Below are 21,141 nucleotides of genomic sequence, written 5' to 3'. Positions count from 1 at the left end.
GGTCGGGGTCGACTGTCAGTTCGGGGGCGGGCAGCACGGCTGTGTGCCGGACCTCGACCAGTTGCGCGGCCGGGAGTGTCCAGAAGACCACCTCGCCGGGGGCCAGCTCCATCGGCAGGCCGACGCCCGCCTGGGCCGAGCCGTGGAAGGACACCGCGAGGGTACGCAGGCGGCGCAGCTCGTCGTCGCGGCGTCGCCACGCCTCGTCGGCGGCGCGGAAGGCCCGCTGACGCCGCTCGTTCTGCCGGTGCGCCCACCGGTACCGCCATGTGGAACCCGTCGAATCAGTCTTCGTCACGCCGACTCCTCCGCCGCGCGAGCCCACCAATCGGGGTGTCATTCATGTCAACTGTGCGGCAGGGGTACGAAGACACGCGAAAGTCGCCAATTAGACCGATCGGCTGATTGACCTACACAATCGGCGGAAACTCCCGCGTCGATTCACGTTCCGTGCCACCGGCTCCCGGCGGTCCCGCTTCGTCATGCGCGCGCGTGGACACGTCGGTAACGTCAGCCGCAACGGCGGGGCGGAGCGCGGCCCCCGGGCGGCGAGGAGGTGCACCGGTGGGCGACCCGGCCGTGGTGGTGGGAGTGGACATCGGCACCACCAGTTCCAAGGCCGTCGCGTTCGACACCACCGGCCGGCAACTGGCCAGCCACTCGATCGGCTACCCCCTGGAGGAGCCGAACCCGGGCTGGGCCGAGCAGGATCCGGACCTCATCCACGAAGCCGTGCTCGGCGTGATCCGCGCGGTGGTGGACGAGCTGCGCGTACCGGTTGCGGGCCTGTCGTTCAGCACCGCCATGCACAGCCTGATCGGGCTGGACGCCGACGGCACCCCGCTGACCCCGTCGATCACCTGGGCCGACTCCCGCGCGAGCGCGCAGGCCGAGCGCCTGCGGGCCGCGCCCTCCGGGCTCGCCCTGCACCGGCGCACCGGCACCCCGGTCCACCCGATGGCGCCGCTGCCCAAGCTGGTCTGGTTCGCCGAGCAGGAACCGAAGCTGCACGAGCGGGTCGCGCACTGGGTCGGCATCAAGGATCTCGTACTGCGGCGGCTCGCCGACGCGCTCGTCACCGACCACTCGGTCGCCTCCGCCACCGGCCTGATGGACATCCACCGGCTGGCCTGGGACACCGAGGCGCTCCGCCTCGCCGGCATCACCGAGGAACAGCTCCCCCAGCTCGTACCCACCACCCACGTGCTGCCGGGGCTCACCCCCGAGGCGGCCCGCGCCACCGGGCTGCCTGTGGACACCCCGCTCGTGGTGGGCGCCGGCGACGGGCCACTGGCGAACCTCGGGCTCGGCGCGGTACGCCCCGGCGTGGTGGCCTGCTCGATCGGCACCAGCGGCGCGATGCGGGTGATGGTGGAACGCCCCGGCGTGGACCCGCTCGGCGGCGTGTTCTGCTACGCGCTCACCGAGGACCGCTGGGTGGTCGGCGGCGCCATCAACAACGGCGGCATCGTCCTCCAGTGGGCGAACGACGCGCTCGCCCCCGAGCTGGGCGAGCACGCCGAGGAGGAGCTGCTCGACCTGGCCGCCACGGCGCCGGTCGGCTCCGGCGGGCTGATCATGCTGCCGTACCTGCTCAGCGAGCGGGCGCCGCACTGGAGCGCGCTGCCCCGCGGCGCGTACGTCGGGCTGACCCACGGCCACGGCCGGGCGCACCTGGTCCGGGCCGCGCTGGAGGGCGTCTGCCAGCAGCTCGCCCTGGTCCTCGCCTCGGTCCGGGCCGCCGGGAACGAGGTACGTGAGGTCCGCGCCAGCGGCGGGTTCGCCCGCAGCGCGCTGTGGCGGCAGATCCTCGCCGACGCGCTCGGCATGCCGGTGCGGTTCCCCGCCGGGCACGAGGGGTCCGGCTTCGGCGCGGCGCTGCTCGGCATGCAGGCGCTCGGCCTGATCGAATCGATCGAGGTCGCCGCCGATCTGGTCCGGATCGAGGAGACGGTCCGCCCGGATCCCGCCTCCGCCGCCACGTACGCCGCACTGCTCCCCCTCTTCTCCGAGCTGTACGACGCCCTCGTACCCACGTTCGCGTCCCTGCGGCGGATGGCCCCGAGCCTGCCGCCGGAACCACCACCCACCGCACCACCCCGCTGACCGACCGAAGGGCGTGATAGCCGTGGTCACACTGCTCGCCGCACCCGCGGAACCGCTCACGAACGCCGGTGACACCCAGCTCGTCCTCGCGGCCCTGCTGGGCATCGCCGCGGTGGTACTGCTCATCGCGTGGGGCAAGGTGCATCCGTTCCTGGCGCTGATCCTCGGCGCCGCGGTGCTCGGCGTGGTCGCCGCCGTACCCGTCGACAAGATCGTCACGTCGTTCAGCGGCGGCGTCGGCTCCACTGTGGGCGGCGTGGGCCTGCTGATCGCGCTCGGCGCGATGATCGGCGGTCTGCTGGCCGAGTCCGGCGGGGCGGACGGCATCGTGGAACGGGTGGTCGGCCGGGTCTCCGGAACCGCGCTGCCCTGGGCGATGGCCGGTGTGGCCGCGCTCATCGGCCTGCCGCTGTTCTTCGAGGTCGGCGTGGTGCTGCTGGTGCCGATCGTGCTGCTGGTCTCGCTGCGGGTGAACGTGCCGCTGATGAAGATCGGCATTCCCGCGCTCGCCGGCCTGTCGGTGCTGCACGGCCTGGTGCCGCCACACCCCGGGCCGCTGGTCGCGATCGACGCGCTCGGCGCCAACCTCGGTCAGACGCTCGCCCTGGGCCTGCTGGTGGCGATCCCCACGGTGATCATCGCCGGCCCGGTCTTCGGCAACTTCATCGCCCGGTACGTGCCGGCCACCGCACCGGCCGAACTGCTGCCGACCCGGCGCGACGCCGCCGTCGACCGCAGCCCGACCCGGCCCGGTGACGGCCGGCTCGACGCCGACGGCGACCTGGTCACCGCGGACGACCTGGTCAACCCGGGCACCGGACGGCCCGGCGGCGCGATCGACGAGCCGGTCGGGCGGCGATCGCGCCGGGCCCCGGCGCTCTGGGCGGCTGTGGTGACGGTGCTGCTGCCGGTGGTGCTGATGCTGCTGCGGGCGGTCGGCGAGCTGACGCTCGGCGAGGACACCGCCGGCCGCAAGGCGCTGGACATCGTCGGTACCCCGATCATCGCGCTGCTGGCAGGCGTCATCTTCGCCATGATCTTCCTGGGCTACCGGTCCGGCTTCAGCCGTACCCAGGTTTCCGGTTTCCTCGGCGGCTCGCTGCCGCCGATCGCCGGCATCCTGCTGATCGTCGCCGCCGGTGGCGGCTTCAAGCAGGTACTCGTCGACGCCGGCGTGGGCGACCTGGTCGCGAACGCCGCCGACGGTGCGAACCTCTCGCCGCTGCTGCTCGGCTGGCTGGTAGCGGTCGGCATCCGGGTCGCCACCGGCTCGGCCACCGTCGCCACCATCACCGCCGCCGGCATCGTCGCGCCGCTGGCCGCCACGCTCCAGGGCCCCGAGGTGGCGCTGCTGGCGCTGGCCATCGGCTGCGGGTCGCTGTTCTTCTCCCACGTCAACGACGCCGGCTTCTGGCTGGTGAAGGAGTACTTCGGGTTGACAGTCGGGCAGACCATCAAGAGCTGGTCGGTGATGGAGACCATCATCTCGGTGGTCGGCTTCCTCGGCGTCCTGCTTCTCGACGTCTTCATCTAGCGACGGTCACGGAGCCTCGACGCCGGAGATGCGGAACTTGTGCACCTCGGCGCCGAGGATCTCCGTCACCTGCTCGGCCTCCGGGCCGGAGCCCCGGAACGCCAGCAACTGCTCGTCGGACTCCCACCGCTCGTAGACGTTGATCCGGCCCGGCTCGACCAGGTCCGCGCCGACCGCGAAGTCGACGCAGCCGGGCGCTTCCCGGGCCGCGCGGACGGCGGCCTCACAGGACGCCAGGTAGGCGTCCCGCCGGGCCGGATCGACGTAGAGGGTGCCGGCGACGATGAGCATGCCGGCCATCCTGCCACCCGCTCCCGGTCAGGACCGGGTGATCGCGTTGGCGTGGATCGCCTCGTTCAGGTACGCGGCCATCCCGGGCCGCAGCGTCTCGAAGTACGCGGTGAACCGCGGATCCGCCACGTACATGTCGGCCAGGCCGGTGTGGATCTCGTACGAGCAGTCGTACCACCACTTGGTGATGAGCTGCCGGTGCTCCTCGGCCAGCGCCATCGCCTCCGGGCCGTCAGCCGGCGCGCCCGAGTCCATGAGCGCGACGAACCGCCGCCCCCAGTCCTCGTTCTCCGCCTTGTTGCGCAGCCAGTCCTCCTTCGAGTAGCGGCCCGCGCGCTCCTGCGACTGCCGGTACGCCTCGGTGCCGCCCCAGCGCTGCTCCGCCTCCTCGGCGTGCTCGTCCGGGTCGAAGTCACCGAACACCTCGAACCGCTCCTCCGGGGTCAACTGGATCCCCAACGTCCTCGCCTCCATCGCGTGTTCGATCGCCGCGACCATCTCCTGGAGCTTCCCGATCCGCCCGGACAGCAGCTCGTGCTGCCGGCGCAGGTGCGCCACCGGGTCGGAGTCCGGATCGTCCAGGATCTCGGCGATCTCCTCCAGCGGGAACCCCAGCTCGCGGTAGTACCGGATGAGCTGCAACCGGTCCAGGTCGGCCTCGTCGTAGCGGCGGTAGCCCGCCGGCGTGCGCCCGCTGGGCCGCAGCAGCCCGATTTCGTCGTAGTGGTGCAGCGTCCGGACCGTCACCCGGGCCGCCCGCGCCACCTGTCCCACCGTGTACGGCATGGTTCCCTCCCTTCCGCGACCAAGACTCCCGCCTCCCGCTGCGTGAGGGTCAAGCCGGACAGCACGACGCCCCCGACCAGGATCGGCCGGGGGCGTCGTCGGTGCGGTCAGTTGGTGACCTTCTCCTTCTCGGGAGCGGCGAAGGTCGCGTTGGCCGGGGTGCGGAAGGCGTGCACCAGACCGGCGATCGAGAGCAGCAGGAGCAGACCCGCGCCGAGGTACAGGGCCAGGGCGCCCTGCTCGGCCTTGCGGCCGAACTCGCTGAAGCCGTACGAGGTGAGCAGCAGGCCGCGCAGCGTCTCGCCCTTGAACACGGTCTCCCGCTGGGCGGTCACCTCGGCGAGCTGCTTCTGAAGGTCGGCCAGGTTGGCGGCGTTGCTCTGCTCGGCCTGGGCCACCTGCGCCCGCAGCGCGCTCTGCGGCTCGCCCAGGTCGGCGTAGGTCTTGCCACCGGCCATGTTCTTCAGGTGCAGGCCGATGTACTCGTTGGCGTAGCACTCGGCCTGCTTGCCGGTGGTCATCTTCTGGCCGGCGTACTCGCGCAGGCAGTCCGACTTCTTCTCCTCGTCGGACAGTTTGTCCGCCGGGGTGAAGGTGATGTGCTGCGCGCCGAGCTGGTCGCGTACGTAGTCGTTGGCGAAGTTGGCGTTCGTCGTCAGGACGACGCCGACGACGAGCAGCAGGACCGCCAGGCCCAGCCCACCGATGCTGAACAGCAGATCGAGCGTCCGTCGCTTCATATCAAACTCCCGTGTGGAGGGTGTGTTCGTCTTGTTGACGAGAACCATCATGGCCGCGGCGGACCGCCGGTGAGCAGGGTCGAATCCCCTGTCCCGTCCGGGACCTTCGGCCCCCGTCGACCCGGGCCGGTCAGCGCTCGGCTCCGGCCCCGGACAGTGCGGGGAGCAGGTCCGGCAGGGCGGCCGGACGGCCGTACCGCCAGCCCTGGCCCTGCCGGCAGCCGATCGCGGTGACCGCCGCGTGCTGCGCGACGGTCTCCACACCCTCGGCCACCACGGCCAGGTCGAACGCGCCGGCCAGCCGGTTCACCATCTCGACGGTGGCGTACGCGCGGGCGTCGCCGGCGTCCAGCCGGGACACGAACGACCTGTCGATCTTCAGCTCGGTGGCCGGGATACGGTGCAGGTAGCTCAGCGAGGAGTACCCGGTGCCGAAGTCGTCGATGGCGATGCGGATGCCGAGGTCGCGCAGCTGGGACAGCCGGTCGAGCACCGACTCGCTGCCCTCGATCAGCGCCGACTCGGTCAGCTCCAGGGTGAGCGCGCGGGGCGGCAGGCCGGCCGCGCCGACCGCGCCGGTGACAGTCGCGATCAGGTCCGGCCGGCACAGGTGGGCGGCGGCGATGTTCACCGCCACAGTCACGTCCGGCGCGTGCTCGCGCCAGGTGGCCGCGGCCCGGCACGCCTCGTGGATGACCCACCTGTCGATGGCCACGATCAGCCCGGTCTCCTCGGCCAGCGGCAGGAACCGCGCCGGGGTCAGCACACCCAGCCGGGGATGCCGCCAGCGCACCAGCGCCTCGGCGCTGCGTACCGTGCCGGTGTCCAGGTCGACGATGGGCTGGAACTCCATCAGCAACTGGCCCTCGTCCACCGCGCGGCGCAGGTCGGCGATCAGTTCGGCCCGGCTGACCGCCGACTCGCGCAGCTCCGGCGTGCACGTCCGGTACGCGGCCTTGCCCGCCGCCTTCGCCGCGTACATGGCGATGTCGGCGTCCCGGAGCAGGTCGGTGTGCGAGGTGTGCTGCGGCCCGTACTCGGCGATGCCGATGCTCGCCGACGGGTGGACGCCCAGATCCTCCTCGCCGGGCAGCGGTTCCAGGGCTGCCAGCAGCCGGACCGCGAGCCCTTCGGGTGACACCGGGCGCTCCCCTGCGACGAGCACTGCGAACTCGTCGCCGCCGAGACGGGCGATCATCCCGTCCGGGCCGACCGCGTCCCGCATACGCTCCGCGGTGGTGGTCAGCAGCCGGTCCCCGGCGGCGTGCCCGAACCTGTCGTTCACCTGCTTGAAGCCGTCCAGGTCGAGCAGCACCACGGCGACCGGCCCACCCCCGCGCAACGCCCGCCGCAGCCGCCGTACGAACGTCAGCCGGTTGGGCAGGCCGGTGAGCTGGTCGGAGTACGCGAGCCGGCGCAGCCGACCGACCAGCCGCAGGTTCTCGTTCGCGGCCAGCCCCTGGCGCAGCGCCAGCACCCCGAGCAGGCCCATCATGCCGACGAAGACGACCTGCGGGGTCTGCCCGCTGGGTTGCCGCGACAGCAGGACCGCGACGATCGCGCCGCCCACCGGCAGGTACGGCAGCGCGACCCGCCACCACGGCGGCAGCGGCGAGTCGACCACGTCGTCCTCGCCCTCCCCGTCGTTCGGCGGCGGATAGCGGGTGGCCAGGCCGACCAGCAGGTAGCTCAGCGGCCAGCAGACGTCGACCGGGTGACCCGGCGTGTAGTCGCCGCGCGCGACCAGGGAGACGTAGACGGCGTCCGCGCCGGACCGGATCGCCAGGCCCGCACCGATCACCGTGAGCGCCCGCCACATCGGCCGGCCCGGGCCGGCGACCGCCACGAGGATGGTGAGCTGCATCAGGTCGAACATCGGGTAGAGCAGCCCGAACGTCCGCATCGGGTCGGCCAGCTCGGCGTCGGTGATCCGGTGGAACACCACCACCCAGCCGATCGGGATGAGGGCCAGCCCGACGATGACCCCGTCGAGCAGGGTGCGGGCCCGGCCGATCACGCTGCGCGGGCCGGTGCGGGAGCAGAGCAGCGCGGCGGTGCCGGTGACGATGCCGGCGGCGAACAGGCCCCCCACCAGCGGCGTGTGGGGCAGGCCGAGCCCGCCGAGCCGTTCCACCGTCCACACCGCACGGCCGAGCGCGGCGAGGGCCATGGTGGCGGCGAGCAGTTCCCAGAACCGGCGCAACACGGCCGGCTGACGTCGCGCCGCGCCGGCGCAGAGCACTGCCGCCCAGCTCGACACCGCCATCGCGCCGAGGTCGCTCACCAGCGCTGCGCCCGGCAGACGGGCGGCCAGCCAGGCCATCTCCCCGAGTACGACGACAGCGGCCGCGACAAGTCCGACACGGCCGACGAGCGGATGACGGGCCGGCGCCGCGACGGCGAGGCTCACGTCGTGCTGGGATACAACGATGCGCTCCGGCTCTCTTCCAGACGTGCACCCTCGACGACGAGGACCGGACGACGGACGGCGCAAGCCTAGCCAGCGCCGGGGACTGCCGCCAGAGTCGACGACTGTCGGTCAGCGGACCGCAGGCGGGTGCCGGTAGAGGGAGACCAGCACGCCGTAGCGCGGCTGCCCCGGCGGCGCCTCCTCGGCCTCGCCCACGAGTTCGTCCAGCGTGGACCGCAGGCGCCGGGCCTGGGCCGGCGTGAGCCGCAGGTGTCGCAGGTGCACGAGCGGGTCGGGGTCACCGGCGAGTTCCTCGGCGTACGCGCCCAGCAGCGCAGCGGTGGCGCCCGCGTCGGTGTCGGCGCCGACGAGCCGGCGGAACGTGCGTTCGTGGTAGCGCTCGGTGCCGCCCCGGACCTGACGGCTGTGCGCCGGGCGGACCATGCCGGCCTCGGTCAGCACCGCGAGATGGTGGGCCACCGTGCCCTTCGCCGCGCCGAGACGGGCGGCGAGCTGGCTGAGCGTGGCGGGACCGGCTCCGAGCGCGAACAGCAGCCGGTGCCGGAACGGGTGGGCCAGCGCCTTGAACTGGGCCGGGTCGCGGATCTCCAGCGGATCGTCGGTCACCGCGAAAGCGTCTATTTCTCTTGACGCTTTGTCAACCGGCTGCTCTACTTCTCCCCCACCGCGAGAACGGGGACTCGATGGATCCGGACCAGATCACCGCCATCGTCGAACGGGCCGCCGCCCTGGTGGCCGACGAGTACGTCCTGCCCGACGTCGCCGACCGGGTCGCCGGCCACCTGCGCGAGCGCCTGCGCGCCGGGGCGTACGCCGGTGCGGGCGACCCCGCCACGCTCGGCGCGCTCGTCACCGCCGACCTCCAGTCGGCGAACCGCGACCTGCACCTGCGGCTCAAGCACCACGACCAGCCGCTGTCCGACGAGGCCGACGACCCGACCGAGGAACACTTCGCACGCCTCGCCGCGCTCGGCATGGGCGGCGTGACCCGGGTGCAACGGCTGCCGGGAAACGTCGGGCTACTGGAGATCCAGCCGTACGTGTTCCCGCCCGACCTGGCCGGCGACGCGCTGACCGCCGCGCTGCGGCTGCTCGCCGGCACCGACGCGCTCCTGCTCGACCTGCGCCGCACCGAGGGCGGCAGCCCGGACGGGGTGGCGCTGCTCTGCGGCTGGTTCTTCGCCGAGCCGACGCACCTGCACACCATGCACGAGCGCTCCGGTGCCACCCGCCAGTTCTGGAGCGCCGCCTGGCTGCCGGTCCCCCGCTACGCGCCGGAGAAGCCGGTCCACGTGCTCACCGGTCCGGCGACCTTCTCCGGCGGCGAGGAACTGGCGTACGACCTTCAGCAGTTCGGCCGTGCCACAGTGGTCGGTGAGCCCACCCGGGGCGGCGCGCATCCCCGCGTCGGGCACCGGCTGCACCCGCACCTGGAACTGACGGTGCCGGTGGCCCGGCCCGTGCACGCGGCGAGCGGCACCAACTGGGAGGGCTGCGGCGTCACCCCGGACCTGGCGAGCCCGGCCGACGGGGCGCGCGACGTCGCGTACCGCCGGAGCCTGGAGGCGCTGCTCGCAGCGGACCCGGACCGGCCGACGGCGGCCGAGGCGCGGACGGCTCTCGCCGCCCTGGGCTGAGCCGCGCGGGTCAGGACCAGTCCTCCGCCGGGGCCGGGTCCTGCGGCGCGACGGCCGTGCCGGGCGGCCCGCCGTGCGTCCACGGCGTCTCCTCCGGCGCCGGGAACGCGCCGCCCGGCAGGAAGCCGTCGGACAAGCTGGTCAGGCAGATCCGCTCGCCCACCTCGGGCACGCTGCCGGGAGGCGCGGTAAGCCCCCGGCCCATCCCGCCGGACAGTTCCAGCACCACCTCGGTCTTGCCGTCGGCGCCGGGCGTCACGAACACGACCTTCGCCTTCTGCGCCGGGCGGGCCGGGGAATACAGCGTCGCGCCCACCGGCATCGGCACCGGCTCGGTGGTGACCACCTGGATGCGCGGGCGCAGCACCGGCCGCTTGCCGGAGTCGTCCACCCGCGCCGGGTCGGCGAGCGTCACCTCGCCGACGAACGCCTCCCCGGACAGCCGGTGCTCGGCCATCACCAGCGGATCGTCGTAGGCGCGCTGCACCGCCCACGCTGTCGACGCCCGTTCCAGCCGCTGCAACCGCAGCGCCGCCGCCACCGCGCCGTCGCGCCGCGGCTGCGGGCCGCCCCCGGCGTCGACGTGCTCGGCGTGCGCGGTGAACGCGTCCCGGTCACCGGCCCACCGGCCCGCCACCCGCGCGCCGGCCGGCAGCGCCCGCAACAGCCCGACGCCGCGCCACATCAGCTCCCAGGTGGGCGCGAGCTGGTCGCGCAGCAGGCCGGCGAGCTCGTCGTACGCGGCCGCGCGGGCCGCCGGGTCGTCCTCGGCCCGGGTGTACGCCTCGATAGCGGGGGCGAGCCGGCGGTTGTCGAAGTCCGGGTCGGTGGCCGGACCGGCCGGCGGGCAGTGTGCCGGATCCTCGGCACGGGCCGCCGCCTCGGCGCCGGTCAGCCCGGCCGGCGGGTCGAGCCAGCCCAGCACCGCCGGCAGGTGCAGGTCCTCCACCACGCTCTGCCCGGTCGCCCAGTGCAACGTCAGCGCCTCGGTGAGCGCCAGCAACGCCGACGAGCCGGGCTGCTCGGCGCGCTCGGCGAAGAACGTCAGCCAGCGGCCGAGCAGCGGCACCGACTGGTGCACCGGATAGTCGCCGTCGGTACGGCGGAACCGGGTGGAACGGCCGAACAGCCGCAGGAACGTGATCCCGGCCGGGTTCGGCACCAGCAGTTGCGGCGCGTCGACGTACCGGTGGCGGACGTCGCGGCCCCGGTCCACCGGCACCGCCTCGGTCAGGTCGCGGAACTCGTCCAGGTACGGCAGCACGATCGCGGCCAGCTCGGCGGCGAACGCGAACCGCTGGTCCCGGTTGCGCGGCTGCGGCACCACGAGCAGCCGGGCCTCGTCGGGCGCGGCGCCGACCATCGCTGCGAGCGGGGCGTTCGCCTCACCGGCCAGCGCGAGCGGCACCAGCACCAGCGGCCGGTCGGACAGGTGCAGGTGGCGGACCGTGGCGACCGGCTGGGCCCGCCCGGTGGCGACCGCCTGGGCCCGGGCGAGTGCGCGGAGCGTACTCACGCGGGGTGTCCGGCGAGGGCGTCGGCGCGCAGGCGCGCGGCGGCCCGCAGCAGCGCGGCGGCCTCCGCCTGCTCCGGCTCGGGCGCGGTTACGCCCTCGGCGAGCGCCAGCACGTCGGCGACGTCCTCGACGCCGCCCAGCGCCTCACGGACCGGCCGGCCCAGCGCGCCGGTCTGCCCGCGCGCCTCGTGCCGGCAGAAGTACGCCAGCTCGCAGGCGGCCAGGCAGTCGGGTGCATAGCGAGCGGGCACCTGGTGCAGCGCGGCGGCGAGCGTGGCCGGATCGGCCGCCGGGTCGACCGTGAACCCGGCCGGTACGGCGGCGAGCAACTCCTCGACCCGGGCCATCCGGGCCAGTTGGCGGCGCAGCACCAGCAGTTGCCGGCGCACGTCGAGCAGGCTGGCCACCGGCTGGTTGGCGAAGTCGCGCGGGCAGACCAGCACCACCTCGTGCGACACCAGCTCCGGGTCGCGTCCCTCGGCGGCGAGCAGCTCGCGCAGCGCCAGCACGTAGACGGCGGACTGGATCGCGGCGGCGGCGACCTTGCCCGGGTCGGCCTGCCCGTCGATCACCGGGAACGACTTGATCTCCACGACGTGGAACCGGCCGGCCAGCCGCGCGGCGACCAGGTCCGGTTCCAGGTGCACCCGGGTGCCGGCCACGTCCAAGCCGAGCAGCGGGTGGTCGAACAGTGCCGGGCCGTCGCCGCTCGCGGTCAGCGCCGCCCGGGACCGTTCCGGCCGGTCGTCGTCGGCGCCGAGGTCGGTCCAGGTCGCGGCCTCCGGCACCGGTACGCCGAGCCGCTCCGCGACCAGGCGCAGCAGTTCCGCCCCGTCGGCGGCCTTGACCTGCGCCTCGAACGCGTTGCCGCGGGTGATCGCGAAACGGGACTGCCCGAACCGGGCCGGGAAGCCGAGCTGCTCGGCGAGCGCCGGCTTGTCCGCGCCCGCGCTGTCCAGCACGGCGCGGCGGGTGCAGCCGGGGTTGCCGGTCAGCGCGGCGACGGTACGGGCGTTGTGCCGCCGGGGCGGCCCACCACCCCGGATCTGCGCCAGCCGCTCCTCCATCCGATGAAGTGTAAGGAAGGGCCCCTTGTTAACGCCTCCGGTAGAGGAAGGGCCCCTTCTTAACACGGCGGTCAGATCTCCCTCAGGCGTCGCCACCCCCAGCCCCGCTCCCAGTCGTTGACCGGCCAGGGCACCGGCACGGTACGGCGATGGAATTCCCGGTCGAAGGGCTCGACGACGCACAGCAGGTCGGCTCGGGCGGCCGGCGGCCGGTGCAGCACTGAGCGAGCAGCTCGCGATGGTTCTTCGGTTCGATACCGGGGTCGGGCCACGCCGTCAGCGGTCGGCGGAGCGGTTCCAGGGCGAGCGCGGGGACTGCGCTCCCGCCACCGGACGACGCCGGCGGCGGTGCCGGCGCCCGGGCGTGCAGGGTGGACGGGCAGCGGTGTGCACCGGCGGGGCGATCGGAGTGGCGGGCTGCCGGCCGATCAGCCAGCAGAGGAAGCGGGTCACCGGTCAGCCGACCGGGAGGCGCTCGGCCTCAGCGCGGGAGATGTCGTACTGGGCGCCGCAGAACGTGCACTGCTGCCCGTACCGGGTGCGCAGCGGGATCAGCGGGATGAAGAAGAGGCTGAACTTGGTGACCCGGCGGGTGATCACCTGGGCGGCCTGGTTGCCGCAGTTGCGGCAGACAGCGGTGACGACGCCGGACCGGACAACCTTGGTCCGCAGCCCGAAGATGAAGAACATCGCCCGGCATTACCCAACCGGCGCCCGTGTTAAAAGGGGCCCCCTCCTCTACCGGAGGCGTTAAGAGGGGGCCCTTCCTTACAGCCAGATGGGCTTCCAGTCCGGCACCTCGTGGAAGCGTCGCAGCTCGGCGAACCCGGAGACGATGCCGGTCCAGGCGCCGTACGGCGGGTTGCCCTCGTCGAAGCCGGACTGCACGAACGTCAGCTTCGTCCGGCCCTCGGACTCGTCCAGCTCCCAGGAGGTCACGCCGGTCGGTCCCCAGTCGATGGACAGCGCCCGCCCCGGCGTCACGTCGAACACCTTCGCGGCCTCACCGGCGTCGAAGCCGCCCATCGCGTACCGGCCGCCCTCCCAGGGCTCGATGCCGATCGGGTAGCCGAACCAGGCGCCGGCCTGCTCGGAGTCGGTGAGTGACGTCCACACCTTGTCCATCGGGGCGTCGATCAGCAGTTCGCCGCGCAGATCGGCGGAGGTGAAGTCGGTACGCGGCAGCAGCGGCCGGCCGTCGAGGTGGTCGTTGAGGTTGGCGATCGCCAGGTACCAGAACGTCTGGAGCACGCCCCGGATGCTGCTGCCGCTCATCGCCTCCTCGAAGCTGAAGTGGGTCTGCCGCAGCGTGAGTACGGTGGCGTCGCCGTCGGGCTCCAGCTCGAACTCGGTGGTGGTCTCCACCCCGTCGAGCGTCCACGCGAAGCGCAGCGTCCGGTCGTCGGCGTGCAGCAGCCGCTGGTGTGGCGCGTCGCCCTCGGGCGTGTAGCGGCCCCAGAACTCGTACCGCCGGGGCAGCTCGACCTCGGCGTGCTCGGCCAGCCAGACGCGCAGCTCGGCGGCGTCGGTCAGGGCCCGGCGGACGGTCGCCACCGGGGCGGCGAGGCGGGCGCGGATGATCATCGGCTCAGTCATGCGTGTCGCCTTTCGGGTAGCAGGCCACGGCGAGCTTGAAGGCGTCTCCCTCGGCGCCGCCGTAGCGCGTGAACAGGTCCTGCAGCGTCGTCTGCAGGTCGTGCAGGAACTCCTGCCGCCGCTCGGCGGGCACCCGGATCTCGCCGGAGACGCCGATGGACGGCAGTTCGGGGGCGGCGCGGTCGAGCGCCGCGATGTCGGCCTGGACCTCCTCCATGAGGTCGAGCAGGTAGCCCAGGCTCAGCTCGTCGCGGGCCCGGCGGGTGCCGCCGATGCGGCCGACCAGGCGGGGCGAGAGCCAGTACGACCGGGCGACGGCCTGGTAGATGCCCTCGGTGATGCCGCGCACCTGCCGCTGCGCCACCTGCTCGGCCAGCCCGGCCGCGACGAGCTGCTTGACGTGGTAGTAGACGCGCTGCGGCGTCTGCTCCAGCCGGGCCGCGACCTCGGTGCAGGTGCGGGGCTCGGCGAGTTGCCGCAGCACCTCGATGCGCTGCGGCTTGAGCAGGACTTCGGCCTGCTCGCGCTGTTCCAGGTACAGGACGTCTCTCATGGCAAAATCAGTTTGTACGTACAAAACTTCTTTGTCAATGGCTTCGACGAAAGGCCGCGCGGTCCGCGCGGCCTTTCGTCGGTACGTCGCGTCAGGGCGTCCAGTCCGGACGCAGCGGGTACCCGTTCACCCCTTCCGGGCCGTTGTGCGTGGCGAGCACGTGGTGCAACTGGATGCCGTTGCGCTCGAACGCCAGCCGGGAGCCGGCCATGTAGAGCCCCCACACCTTCGCGGTGCCCGGCCCGACCTCGCCGACGCAGAAGTCCCAGTGCTCGACCAGGTTGCGGCACCAGCCGGCGAGCGTCAGCGCGTAGTGCTGACGCAGGTTCTCCTCGTGGTGCACCTCGAACCCGGCGTCGTGGATCTCGCTGATCAGCCGGCCCGGACCGGCCAGCTCACCGTCCGGGAAGACGTACCTGTCGATGAACGCGCCGGAGCGGTGCGGCGCCCGGTTGTCGGCCCGGGTGATGCAGTGGTTCAGCAGCCGCCCGCCGGGCTTGAGCCGGGAGCGCAGCGCGCCGAAGTAGGCCGGGTAGTTGCGCACCCCGATGTGCTCGGTCAGCCCGATCGAGGAGATCGCGTCGAACTGCTCGCGCGGCGCGTCCCGGTAGTCCAGGTGACGCACCTCGGCCAGCTCGCTCAGTCCTTCCCGCTCGATCGCGGCCCGCGCCCAGTCGGCCTGCGCCTTCGACAGCGTCACACCGAGCGCCTTGACGCCGTACTCGCGGGCCGCGTGCCGGACCATGCCGCCCCAGCCGCAGCCGACGTCCAGCAGCCGCATCCCCGGCTTGAGCGCCAGCTTGCCGGCGACCAGGTCGTACTTGTTGCGCTGCGCCTCCTCCAGGGTGTCGCCGGGGCTGCGGAAGACCGCGCAGGTGTACGTCATGGACGGCCCGAGCACCTTCTCGTAGAAGGCGTTCGACACGTCGTAGTGGTGCGAGATCGCAGTGCTGTCCCGGATGCGCGAGTGCCGCAGGCCGGTCATCAGCCGCCGCCAGCGCGGCGCCGCCTCCTGCGGCGGGGGCGGCGGCGGGCGCAGCCGTTCCCAGCCCAGGCCCCGGACCAGCGCGAGCGCCTCGCTCATCGCCGGGATCCGCAGCGGCACCTCGTCCTTGATCACCCGCAGCGCCTCGTACGGGTCGCCCGGGTGCACCCCCTCCAGCCCCAGGTCGCCGCTGACGTAGGCCCGGGCCATGCCCAGGTCGCCCGGCGCGGTGAGCAGGTAGGACAGGCCCCGCTCGGTGCGGATCGCCAGGGTGATCCCGGCGTCGGCCGGGCCCAGCGTGCTGCCGTCGTAGCCGGTGACCCGGACGGGCAGGTCGCCGGTGGTGACCGCGCGGACCACGTCCGCGACTGTGGGTCCGGTACGCCGCCCGCCCGCCGGCGGGCCGGCCGGGGCGCTCGCCGCCCCCGGTGTTCGGTCGGTCAGACTCATGCTCGGGATACCGCCTTCTCGTACAGTCCGGTGAGTCGGTGGTCCGGGTCGTAGCGGTCCTTCACGGCACGCCAGGTGTCCCCGCCGTAGAGGCGGTCGAACTCCCCCCGGTCGTAGTACGCGTCGGAGTAGAGCGACTTGTGACCGCCCACCTCCGACACCATGCGCTCGATCTGGCGGTTGACGTCGCCGTCGGCGGCGCCCGCCGCGATGGCGACGCTTCCCCAGAAGCCGATGTTCACATACGTTTCGCCCGGTCGGAGCGGATATAGCGGCCACGCCTTCGCCGACCCGGGACCGGACGGCTCGCGCAGCCGCAGCGGGCACAGCCACACCGGCGTCATGCCCACGTTCGCGGCGAACCAGCGCAGGAACTCGGGCGTGCGGTCGAGCGGGACCTCCACGTCCTGCACCACCCGCTCCCGGGCCGGGCGGCCCCGCCACCTGTCGACCCGGGCGGCCACCTGGTGCCGGTGCTCCAGCCGCACGATCCGGTGATAGACGTCGCTGCGCCGGTAGCGCCGCGGCCACAGCCGCCGCACCACCGGGTGCTGCACCCCGAACGCCGCCGAACACCAGAACCAGTCGGTGTCCCAGCGCCAGAGATAGTCGTACGCGGTGAGCGCGTCCCGGGTGCGCCGGCGCAGCGAGCGGTAGTAGATCTCCTGGCCGGTGTAGTCGGACGGGCCGTCGTCGGCCTCGTCGGTGAACGTGCCGAGCACGAGGTACGCCTCGCCGGGGCTGAACACCACCCCGTCCATGGCGTCGACCGGCTCACCGCCCCAGGCGCCCTTGGCGACCACCTCGCCGATCGCGTCGACCAGCTCCTCCAGCCGGGTGAACCGGATGTTGCGCAGTGACACGTACCGGCGGACCGGTTGCAGCTCGATGCGCAGCCGGGTCGCGTAGCCGAGGCTGCCCAGCGAGTTGGGGAAGGCGCGGTGCAGGTCGGCGTGCTCGCCCCGGGGCCGGGTCGTGACGATCTCCCCCGCGCCGGTGAGGACGTCCATCTCCAGCACCGACTCGTGCGGCAGGCCGTTGCGGAAGGAGGTGGACTCGATGCCCAGCCCGGTCACCGCCCCACCCAGCGTGATGGTGCGCAACTGCGGCACGACCAGCGGCATCAGGCCGTGCGGCAGCGTCGCGTCGACCAGATCCTCGTAGGTGCACATGCCCTGCACGTCGGCGGTGCGGGCCGCCGGGTCCACGGCGAGCACCCCGGTCAGGCCGCTCACGTCCAGGCCGGGCGTACGCGGCGCGGAGCGGGGCCGGAACAGGTTCGAGGTCTGCTTGGCCAGCCGTACGGGTTCCCCGGCGGGCACCGCGGCGTAGGAGCGCCGCAGCGTGTCCACCGCCCGTTCATGATCACGGACAGCGTGCATGAGATCACCTTACGCTCGGGTACGACAATTCGTGGGATGTCCACGGTGGCCATTCCGCGACCGGCCGACGACGCGCGCGTTACCGTGACCGCCATGCCGAATCCCGCGCTCACCGCACTCGACGACGCCGGCCTGCCGTACCGGGTGATCCGCCACGGCCCGGTCGCGAGCCTCGCCGAGGCGGCTGCGGCGCGCGGCGTCGAGGTGCCCGACGTGGTCAAGACGATCGTGGTCCGCCGCGGCGAGGGCGATCTGCTGTTCGTGCTGACGCCCGGCGGCCGGGTGATCTCCTGGCCGAAGCTGCGCGCCCTGCTCGGGGTGAGCCGGCTGTCGATGCCCGACGCCGAGGCGGCGAAGGCCGCCACCGGGTACGCGCGCGGCACCATCACGCCGTTCGGCGCCACCACCGCCTGGCCGGTGGTCGCCGACGAGCGGCTGCGCGGCCGGGAGATCACGCTCGGCGCGGGCGAGCACGGCCTCGCCGTCGCGGTCGACGCGGACACCGCGCTGGCCGCGCTCGGCGCGACGGTGGCCGACGTGACGGACGAGGAGCCGACGCGCTGAGCGGTGGCCGGCACGCGCCCACCGGCATAGCGTGGAGGACATGCCGAAAGCCGTCTGGAACGACCTCGTCGTCGCCGAGAGCGACGACACAGTGGTGGTCGAGGGCAACCACTACTTCCCCCGTGCCGCGCTGCGCGACGACCTGATCCGGGAGTCCGACACCCACACGGTCTGCCCGTGGAAGGGCACGGCCTCGTACTACACGCTCGAAAACGGCGGCGCCACCAGCCCGGACGCCGTCTGGTACTACCCCGATCCCAAGCCGGACGCGGAGATGGTCCGCGACCGGGTGGCGTTCTGGAAGGACGTCCGGGTCGTCGACTGAGTCACCGTGCCGCCGGGGCGACTGGCACCCGGCGGCCCCGGTGGGTCACTATGCCCCCATGGCCGACCCGCACTCCGACCCGTCCGGCACCGTCTACGGCGCCCGCCGCGCCCGTGGCGCCCGTGGTGTCCGGCTGCCCCAGGACCCGCTGATGCGGATCGCGCTGGGCGTCGGCGTGGCGGGCGTACTCCTCGGGGTCTTCTTCGCCACCGGCGTGCTCGGCGGCGGTGACGACCGGCCGGTGGTGCCGGCGGCGGCAGTGCCCACAGCGGAGCCGAGCGAGCCGAGCGCGGAACCGACGGCGGAGCCCACGCCGTCGTCGTCGCCCTCGCCGAGCGCGGCGCCGAGCACACCCGCCGCGCCGGTGGCCACGCCGAAGGTGATCCGGGGCGTGCCGTCCGGACGCTGCCTCGGCGTGACGGGCGACGAGGCCGAGGGCGCGCAGGCGGCGCTGGCCGACTGCACCGGCGGGCCGGAGCAGCAGTGGGTGGTCACGCCGGTCACGAACGACACCTACCTGCTCGTCAACGCGGCGAGCGGCAAGTGCCTGGACGTCAACGAGGCGAAGACCGACGACGGCGTCGACGTGCAGCAGTGGTCCTGCAACGGGCAGGCCAACCAGCAGTGGCGGTTCCAGCAGGCCGGTGACGGTGCGGCGCTGCTTGTGGCAGTGCACAGCGGCAAGTGCGCGCAGGTCGACGACGCGGGCACCGAGCCCGGCCGCGAGCTGGAGCAGGCGCCGTGCAGCGGCGCTCCCGAGCAGCAGTGGGCGGCCGGCTGACCGGTCGGCCCCGGTAGCGCCGCCCCGCCGGCCCCGGTGGCGCCCACCCGTCAGCCGCGGTAGCTCCAGGCCCGCCGGCCCGCCGCCACGGGCAGCGCGAGCGCGGGTTCGCCGGCGGGACGGCGCCGCAGCAGCAGCGACAGCCCGGCCGCGCCGACCGACAGCGCGCCCGCCACGTACCAGGCCAGCGCGTAGTCGCCGAGCCGGTCCCGGACCAGACCGGCGCCGGTGGCCGCCAGCGCGGCGCCGAACTGGTGCGCGGCGAACACCCAGCCGAACACCACGGCGCCGGACGCGCCGAACCACTCCCGGCACAACGCCACAGTCGGCGGGACCGTCGCCACCCAGTCCAGCCCGTAGAAGACGATGAAGACCAGCATGCTCGGCTCGGCCGTACCGGCGAACAGGCTCGGCAGCACCAGCAGCGACGCCCCGCGCAACGCGTAGTAGGCACCGAGCAGCAGCCGGGCGTCGACCCGGTCGGTGAGCCACCCGGAGGCGATCGAGCCGGCGATGTCGAAGAGCCCGACCACGGCGAGCAGACCCGCGGCTGTGGTCTCCGGCATGCCGTGGTCGTGGGCGGCCGGCACGAAGTGCGTACCGACCAGGCCGTTCGTGGTCGCGCCGCAGATCGCGAAACCGCCGGCGAGCAGCCAGAACGGCCGCGTCCGCGCGGCGGCGGCGAGCGCGCCGACCGCCCGCGCCGCGGCGCCGCCCTCCGGCCGGGCCGGCGGCACGACCTCGGTCGCGCCGTAGGCGGGCCGCCCCAGGTCCGCCGGATGCTCCCGCAACAACCACACCACAAGGGGTACGACCGCCAGCGCGGCCCCGGCGACGACGAGTGCCGCCGTGCGCCAGCCGTGGTCGCGCACCAGCACCGCGAGCAGCGGAAGGAAGACGAGCTGCCCGGCCGCGCCCCCGGCGGTGAGCACACCCGTCACCAGTCCCCGCCGCTTGACGAACCAGCGCCCGGTCACCGTCGCCACGAACGCCAGCGCCATCGAGCCGGTGCCCAGCCCGACGAGGACGCCCCAGCACAGCAGGAGCTGCCAGCTCTCGGTCATCCCCACGGTCAGGCCGCTGCCGGCGGCCACCAGCACCAACGCACCGGCCACCACCCGGCGGATGCCGAACCGGTCCATCAGCGCGGCGGCGAACGGCGCGGTGAGGCCGTACAGCAGCAGGTTGACCGACACGGCGGCGGAGATGGTCGCCAGCGGCCAGCCGAACTCGGCGTGCAGCGGGTGCAGCAGCACGCCCGGGGTGGCGCGGAAACCTGCGGCACCGACGAGCGCGACGAAGGCCACGGCGGCGACGAGCCAGGCCGGGTGCAGGCGGGATCGTGTCACCAATCGAGTCTCGGACCGGGCGGTTCCTGCGACGAGTGGCCGGAAAGCCATTGTGCGCAATAATCGGGCCATGTCCGTACCGCACCGGGTCGCCGTCCTCGCCCTCGACGGCGTGGTCGCGCTCGACCTCGGCACCCCCGCCCAGGTTCTCGGCGCCGCCCGCGCCGACGACAGCACCCCGCTGTACACGGTGGCGACCTGCACCCCCGGCGGCCTGCCGATACGCAGCAGCGCCGGCTTCCAGGTCCTCCCCGACCACGGCCTGGAGCTGCTGGAGCGCGCCGACACCGTGATCGTCCCCGGCATCCACTCCGGCTCGCCGCTGCACGACGGCACGGTTGCCGCCGAGGTGGCCCAGGCGCTGCGGGCCGCGTACGACCGGGGCGCCCGCGTCATGTCCATCTGCACCGGCGCGTTCGTACTCGCCGCCGCCGGCCTGCTCGACGGCCGCCCGGCCACCACGCACTGGGCGTACGCGTCGCGCTTCCGCCGCCTGCACCCCGGCGTACGGCTCGACCCCGACGTGCTCTTCGTCGACGACGGCCGCGTGCTCACCTCGGCCGGGGTGGCCGCCGGAATCGACCTGTGCCTGCACGTCGTCCGCACGGACCACGGCAGCGCGGTGGCCAACCGGGCCGCCCGGCGCTGCGTGGTGCCGCCGTGGCGCGACGGTGGGCAGGCCCAGTACATCGAGCGGCCGGTACCCCGCGGCGCTGACAACGGCACAGCGGCCACCCGCGAGTGGGCGCGGCAGCGGCTGCACGAGCCGGTGGCGCTGCGCGAGATGGCGGCGCACGCGCGGATGAGCGTCCGAACGTTCACCAGGCACTTCCGGTCCGAGACCGGGCTCAGCCCGGCGCAGTGGCTGCTCCAGCAGCGCACCGAGCACGCCCGGGTGCTGCTGGAGACGACGGATCTGAGCGTCGACCGGATCGCCCGGGACGCGGGTTTCGGCACCACTGCCGCGCTGCGACAGCACTTCCACGCGCGGGTAGGCGTATCCCCCACCGCCTACCGCCGCACGTTCCGCCACCCGTCCCCTGCGACG

Annotated in this window: 21 protein-coding genes and 1 pseudogene; 7 read left to right on the top strand and 15 right to left on the bottom strand. The window is 73.6% G+C overall.

The window, feature by feature from the left end; genetic code table 11:
- A pseudogene (locus ABD52_RS26990) lies at window positions 1-298 on the bottom strand (hypothetical protein); the annotation flags it as partial.
- A gap of 266 nt (window positions 299-564) precedes the next feature.
- On the opposite strand from ABD52_RS26990, the gene ABD52_RS26985 reads away from it, so the two are divergent.
- A complete protein-coding gene (locus ABD52_RS26985) occupies window positions 565-2,106 on the top strand; it encodes a gluconokinase (RefSeq protein ID WP_047893633.1) in 1,542 nt (513 codons plus the stop codon).
- Between the two features lie 22 nt (window positions 2,107-2,128).
- Window positions 2,129-3,640, top strand: a complete 1,512-nt coding sequence (locus ABD52_RS26980) for an SLC13 family permease (protein WP_047893632.1) — start codon at window positions 2,129-2,131, stop codon at window positions 3,638-3,640.
- Between the two features lie 6 nt (window positions 3,641-3,646).
- On the opposite strand, the gene ABD52_RS26975 is transcribed toward ABD52_RS26980, so the two are convergent.
- The 5 genes from ABD52_RS26975 to ABD52_RS26955 form a co-directional block, all read right to left on the bottom strand.
- Window positions 3,647-3,931 carry a putative quinol monooxygenase gene (locus ABD52_RS26975; RefSeq protein ID WP_047893631.1) on the bottom strand — a complete coding sequence of 95 codons (285 nt, stop codon included), beginning with the start codon at window positions 3,929-3,931 and terminating at the stop codon, window positions 3,647-3,649.
- Between the two features lie 27 nt (window positions 3,932-3,958).
- Window positions 3,959-4,717, bottom strand: a complete 759-nt coding sequence (locus tag ABD52_RS26970; protein WP_013284266.1) for a MerR family transcriptional regulator — start codon at window positions 4,715-4,717, stop codon at window positions 3,959-3,961.
- Window positions 4,718-4,824: 107 nt separating this feature from the next.
- Complete coding sequence (locus tag ABD52_RS26965; RefSeq protein WP_047893630.1) at window positions 4,825-5,457, bottom strand: hypothetical protein; 633 nt, start codon at window positions 5,455-5,457, stop codon at window positions 4,825-4,827.
- A 130-nt stretch (window positions 5,458-5,587) separates the two neighbouring features.
- On the bottom strand, window positions 5,588-7,867 hold the full coding sequence (locus tag ABD52_RS26960; RefSeq protein WP_225319768.1) for a bifunctional diguanylate cyclase/phosphodiesterase: 2,280 nt from the start codon (window positions 7,865-7,867) through the stop codon (window positions 5,588-5,590).
- A 129-nt stretch (window positions 7,868-7,996) separates the two neighbouring features.
- Window positions 7,997-8,494 carry a transcriptional regulator gene (locus ABD52_RS26955; protein WP_013284263.1) on the bottom strand — a complete coding sequence of 166 codons (498 nt, stop codon included), beginning with the start codon at window positions 8,492-8,494 and terminating at the stop codon, window positions 7,997-7,999.
- A gap of 77 nt (window positions 8,495-8,571) precedes the next feature.
- On the opposite strand from ABD52_RS26955, the gene ABD52_RS26950 reads away from it, so the two are divergent.
- Window positions 8,572-9,525, top strand: a complete 954-nt coding sequence (locus ABD52_RS26950; RefSeq protein WP_047893629.1) for a S41 family peptidase — start codon at window positions 8,572-8,574, stop codon at window positions 9,523-9,525.
- Between the two features lie 10 nt (window positions 9,526-9,535).
- Here the strand turns inward: ABD52_RS26950 and ABD52_RS26945 are convergent, their stop codons facing one another.
- From ABD52_RS26945 to ABD52_RS26915, 8 genes are all read right to left on the bottom strand, one after another.
- Complete coding sequence (locus ABD52_RS26945) at window positions 9,536-11,041, bottom strand: hypothetical protein (RefSeq protein ID WP_030273009.1); 1,506 nt, start codon at window positions 11,039-11,041, stop codon at window positions 9,536-9,538.
- Complete coding sequence (locus ABD52_RS26940) at window positions 11,038-12,108, bottom strand: hypothetical protein (protein ID WP_047893628.1); 1,071 nt, start codon at window positions 12,106-12,108, stop codon at window positions 11,038-11,040. The genes ABD52_RS26945 and ABD52_RS26940 overlap by 4 nt, the downstream gene beginning before the upstream one ends.
- A 71-nt stretch (window positions 12,109-12,179) precedes the next feature.
- Window positions 12,180-12,329 carry a hypothetical protein gene (locus ABD52_RS39880; protein WP_161801646.1) on the bottom strand — a complete coding sequence of 50 codons (150 nt, stop codon included), beginning with the start codon at window positions 12,327-12,329 and terminating at the stop codon, window positions 12,180-12,182.
- A 235-nt stretch (window positions 12,330-12,564) separates the two neighbouring features.
- Window positions 12,565-12,798: a zinc-ribbon domain-containing protein gene (locus ABD52_RS26935; protein ID WP_013284259.1), complete on the bottom strand. Its 234-nt coding sequence runs from the start codon at window positions 12,796-12,798 to the stop codon at window positions 12,565-12,567.
- Between the two features lie 78 nt (window positions 12,799-12,876).
- On the bottom strand, window positions 12,877-13,704 hold the full coding sequence (locus tag ABD52_RS26930; protein ID WP_047893627.1) for an SRPBCC family protein: 828 nt from the start codon (window positions 13,702-13,704) through the stop codon (window positions 12,877-12,879).
- Window positions 13,697-14,257, bottom strand: a complete 561-nt coding sequence (locus ABD52_RS26925; protein WP_030273010.1) for a helix-turn-helix domain-containing protein — start codon at window positions 14,255-14,257, stop codon at window positions 13,697-13,699. Before ABD52_RS26925 ends, ABD52_RS26930 begins: the two co-directional genes overlap by 8 nt.
- A 91-nt stretch (window positions 14,258-14,348) precedes the next feature.
- A complete protein-coding gene (locus ABD52_RS26920) occupies window positions 14,349-15,692 on the bottom strand; it encodes a class I SAM-dependent methyltransferase (RefSeq protein ID WP_047893626.1) in 1,344 nt (447 codons plus the stop codon).
- Complete coding sequence (locus ABD52_RS26915) at window positions 15,689-17,074, bottom strand: FAD-binding oxidoreductase (protein WP_013284255.1); 1,386 nt, start codon at window positions 17,072-17,074, stop codon at window positions 15,689-15,691. Before ABD52_RS26915 ends, ABD52_RS26920 begins: the two co-directional genes overlap by 4 nt.
- A gap of 93 nt (window positions 17,075-17,167) precedes the next feature.
- Here ABD52_RS26915 and ABD52_RS26910 point away from each other — a divergent pair, with 93 nt between their 5' ends.
- From ABD52_RS26910 to ABD52_RS26900, 3 genes are read left to right on the top strand one after another with little or no spacing between them, the layout of a single operon-like run.
- Complete coding sequence (locus ABD52_RS26910) at window positions 17,168-17,638, top strand: aminoacyl-tRNA deacylase (RefSeq protein ID WP_114921202.1); 471 nt, start codon at window positions 17,168-17,170, stop codon at window positions 17,636-17,638.
- A 40-nt stretch (window positions 17,639-17,678) separates the two neighbouring features.
- Window positions 17,679-17,963, top strand: a complete 285-nt coding sequence (locus tag ABD52_RS26905; RefSeq protein WP_047893625.1) for a DUF427 domain-containing protein — start codon at window positions 17,679-17,681, stop codon at window positions 17,961-17,963.
- A 58-nt stretch (window positions 17,964-18,021) separates the two neighbouring features.
- Window positions 18,022-18,744 (top strand): RICIN domain-containing protein, encoded by a 723-nt coding sequence (locus ABD52_RS26900; protein ID WP_013284252.1) that lies wholly within the window; start codon window positions 18,022-18,024, stop codon window positions 18,742-18,744.
- A gap of 50 nt (window positions 18,745-18,794) precedes the next feature.
- Here the strand turns inward: ABD52_RS26900 and ABD52_RS26895 are convergent, their stop codons facing one another.
- Entirely contained in the window at window positions 18,795-20,093 is a 1,299-nt protein-coding gene (locus tag ABD52_RS26895; RefSeq protein WP_013474148.1) for an MFS transporter, read from the bottom strand.
- Between the two features lie 70 nt (window positions 20,094-20,163).
- Between ABD52_RS26895 and ABD52_RS26890 the strand changes: the two genes are divergently transcribed.
- Window positions 20,164-21,141: GlxA family transcriptional regulator (locus ABD52_RS26890; protein WP_200905242.1), on the top strand; the 978-nt coding region annotated here is incomplete at its 3' end.

The sequence above is a fragment of the Micromonospora sp. RV43 genome (assembly GCF_001029515.1).
Classification (GTDB): domain Bacteria; phylum Actinomycetota; class Actinomycetes; order Mycobacteriales; family Micromonosporaceae; genus Micromonospora; species Micromonospora aurantiaca.
Note: the sequence above shows the minus strand (reverse complement) of the source record. Positions and strands in the feature narration are given on the sequence as shown.

Bases quoted from the DNA above. Each gene is read 5' to 3' on its own strand.
- ABD52_RS26910 (WP_114921202.1), top strand. From the start codon at position 17,168: ATGCCGAATCCCGCGCTCACCGCACTCGACGACGCCGGCCTGCCGTAC.
- ABD52_RS26930 (WP_047893627.1), bottom strand. From the start codon at position 13,704: ATGACTGAGCCGATGATCATCCGCGCCCGCCTCGCCGCCCCGGTGGCG.
- ABD52_RS26965 (WP_047893630.1), bottom strand. From the start codon at position 5,457: ATGAAGCGACGGACGCTCGATCTGCTGTTCAGCATCGGTGGGCTGGGC.
- ABD52_RS26920 (WP_047893626.1), bottom strand. From the start codon at position 15,692: ATGAGTCTGACCGACCGAACACCGGGGGCGGCGAGCGCCCCGGCCGGC.
- ABD52_RS26925 (WP_030273010.1), bottom strand. From the start codon at position 14,257: ATGAGAGACGTCCTGTACCTGGAACAGCGCGAGCAGGCCGAAGTCCTG.
- ABD52_RS26900 (WP_013284252.1), top strand. From the start codon at position 18,022: ATGGCCGACCCGCACTCCGACCCGTCCGGCACCGTCTACGGCGCCCGC.
- ABD52_RS26935 (WP_013284259.1), bottom strand. From the start codon at position 12,798: ATGTTCTTCATCTTCGGGCTGCGGACCAAGGTTGTCCGGTCCGGCGTC.
- ABD52_RS26950 (WP_047893629.1), top strand. From the start codon at position 8,572: ATGGATCCGGACCAGATCACCGCCATCGTCGAACGGGCCGCCGCCCTG.
- ABD52_RS26905 (WP_047893625.1), top strand. From the start codon at position 17,679: ATGCCGAAAGCCGTCTGGAACGACCTCGTCGTCGCCGAGAGCGACGAC.
- ABD52_RS26970 (WP_013284266.1), bottom strand. From the start codon at position 4,717: ATGCCGTACACGGTGGGACAGGTGGCGCGGGCGGCCCGGGTGACGGTC.
- ABD52_RS26975 (WP_047893631.1), bottom strand. From the start codon at position 3,931: ATGCTCATCGTCGCCGGCACCCTCTACGTCGATCCGGCCCGGCGGGAC.
- ABD52_RS26915 (WP_013284255.1), bottom strand. From the start codon at position 17,074: ATGCACGCTGTCCGTGATCATGAACGGGCGGTGGACACGCTGCGGCGC.
- ABD52_RS26940 (WP_047893628.1), bottom strand. From the start codon at position 12,108: ATGGAGGAGCGGCTGGCGCAGATCCGGGGTGGTGGGCCGCCCCGGCGG.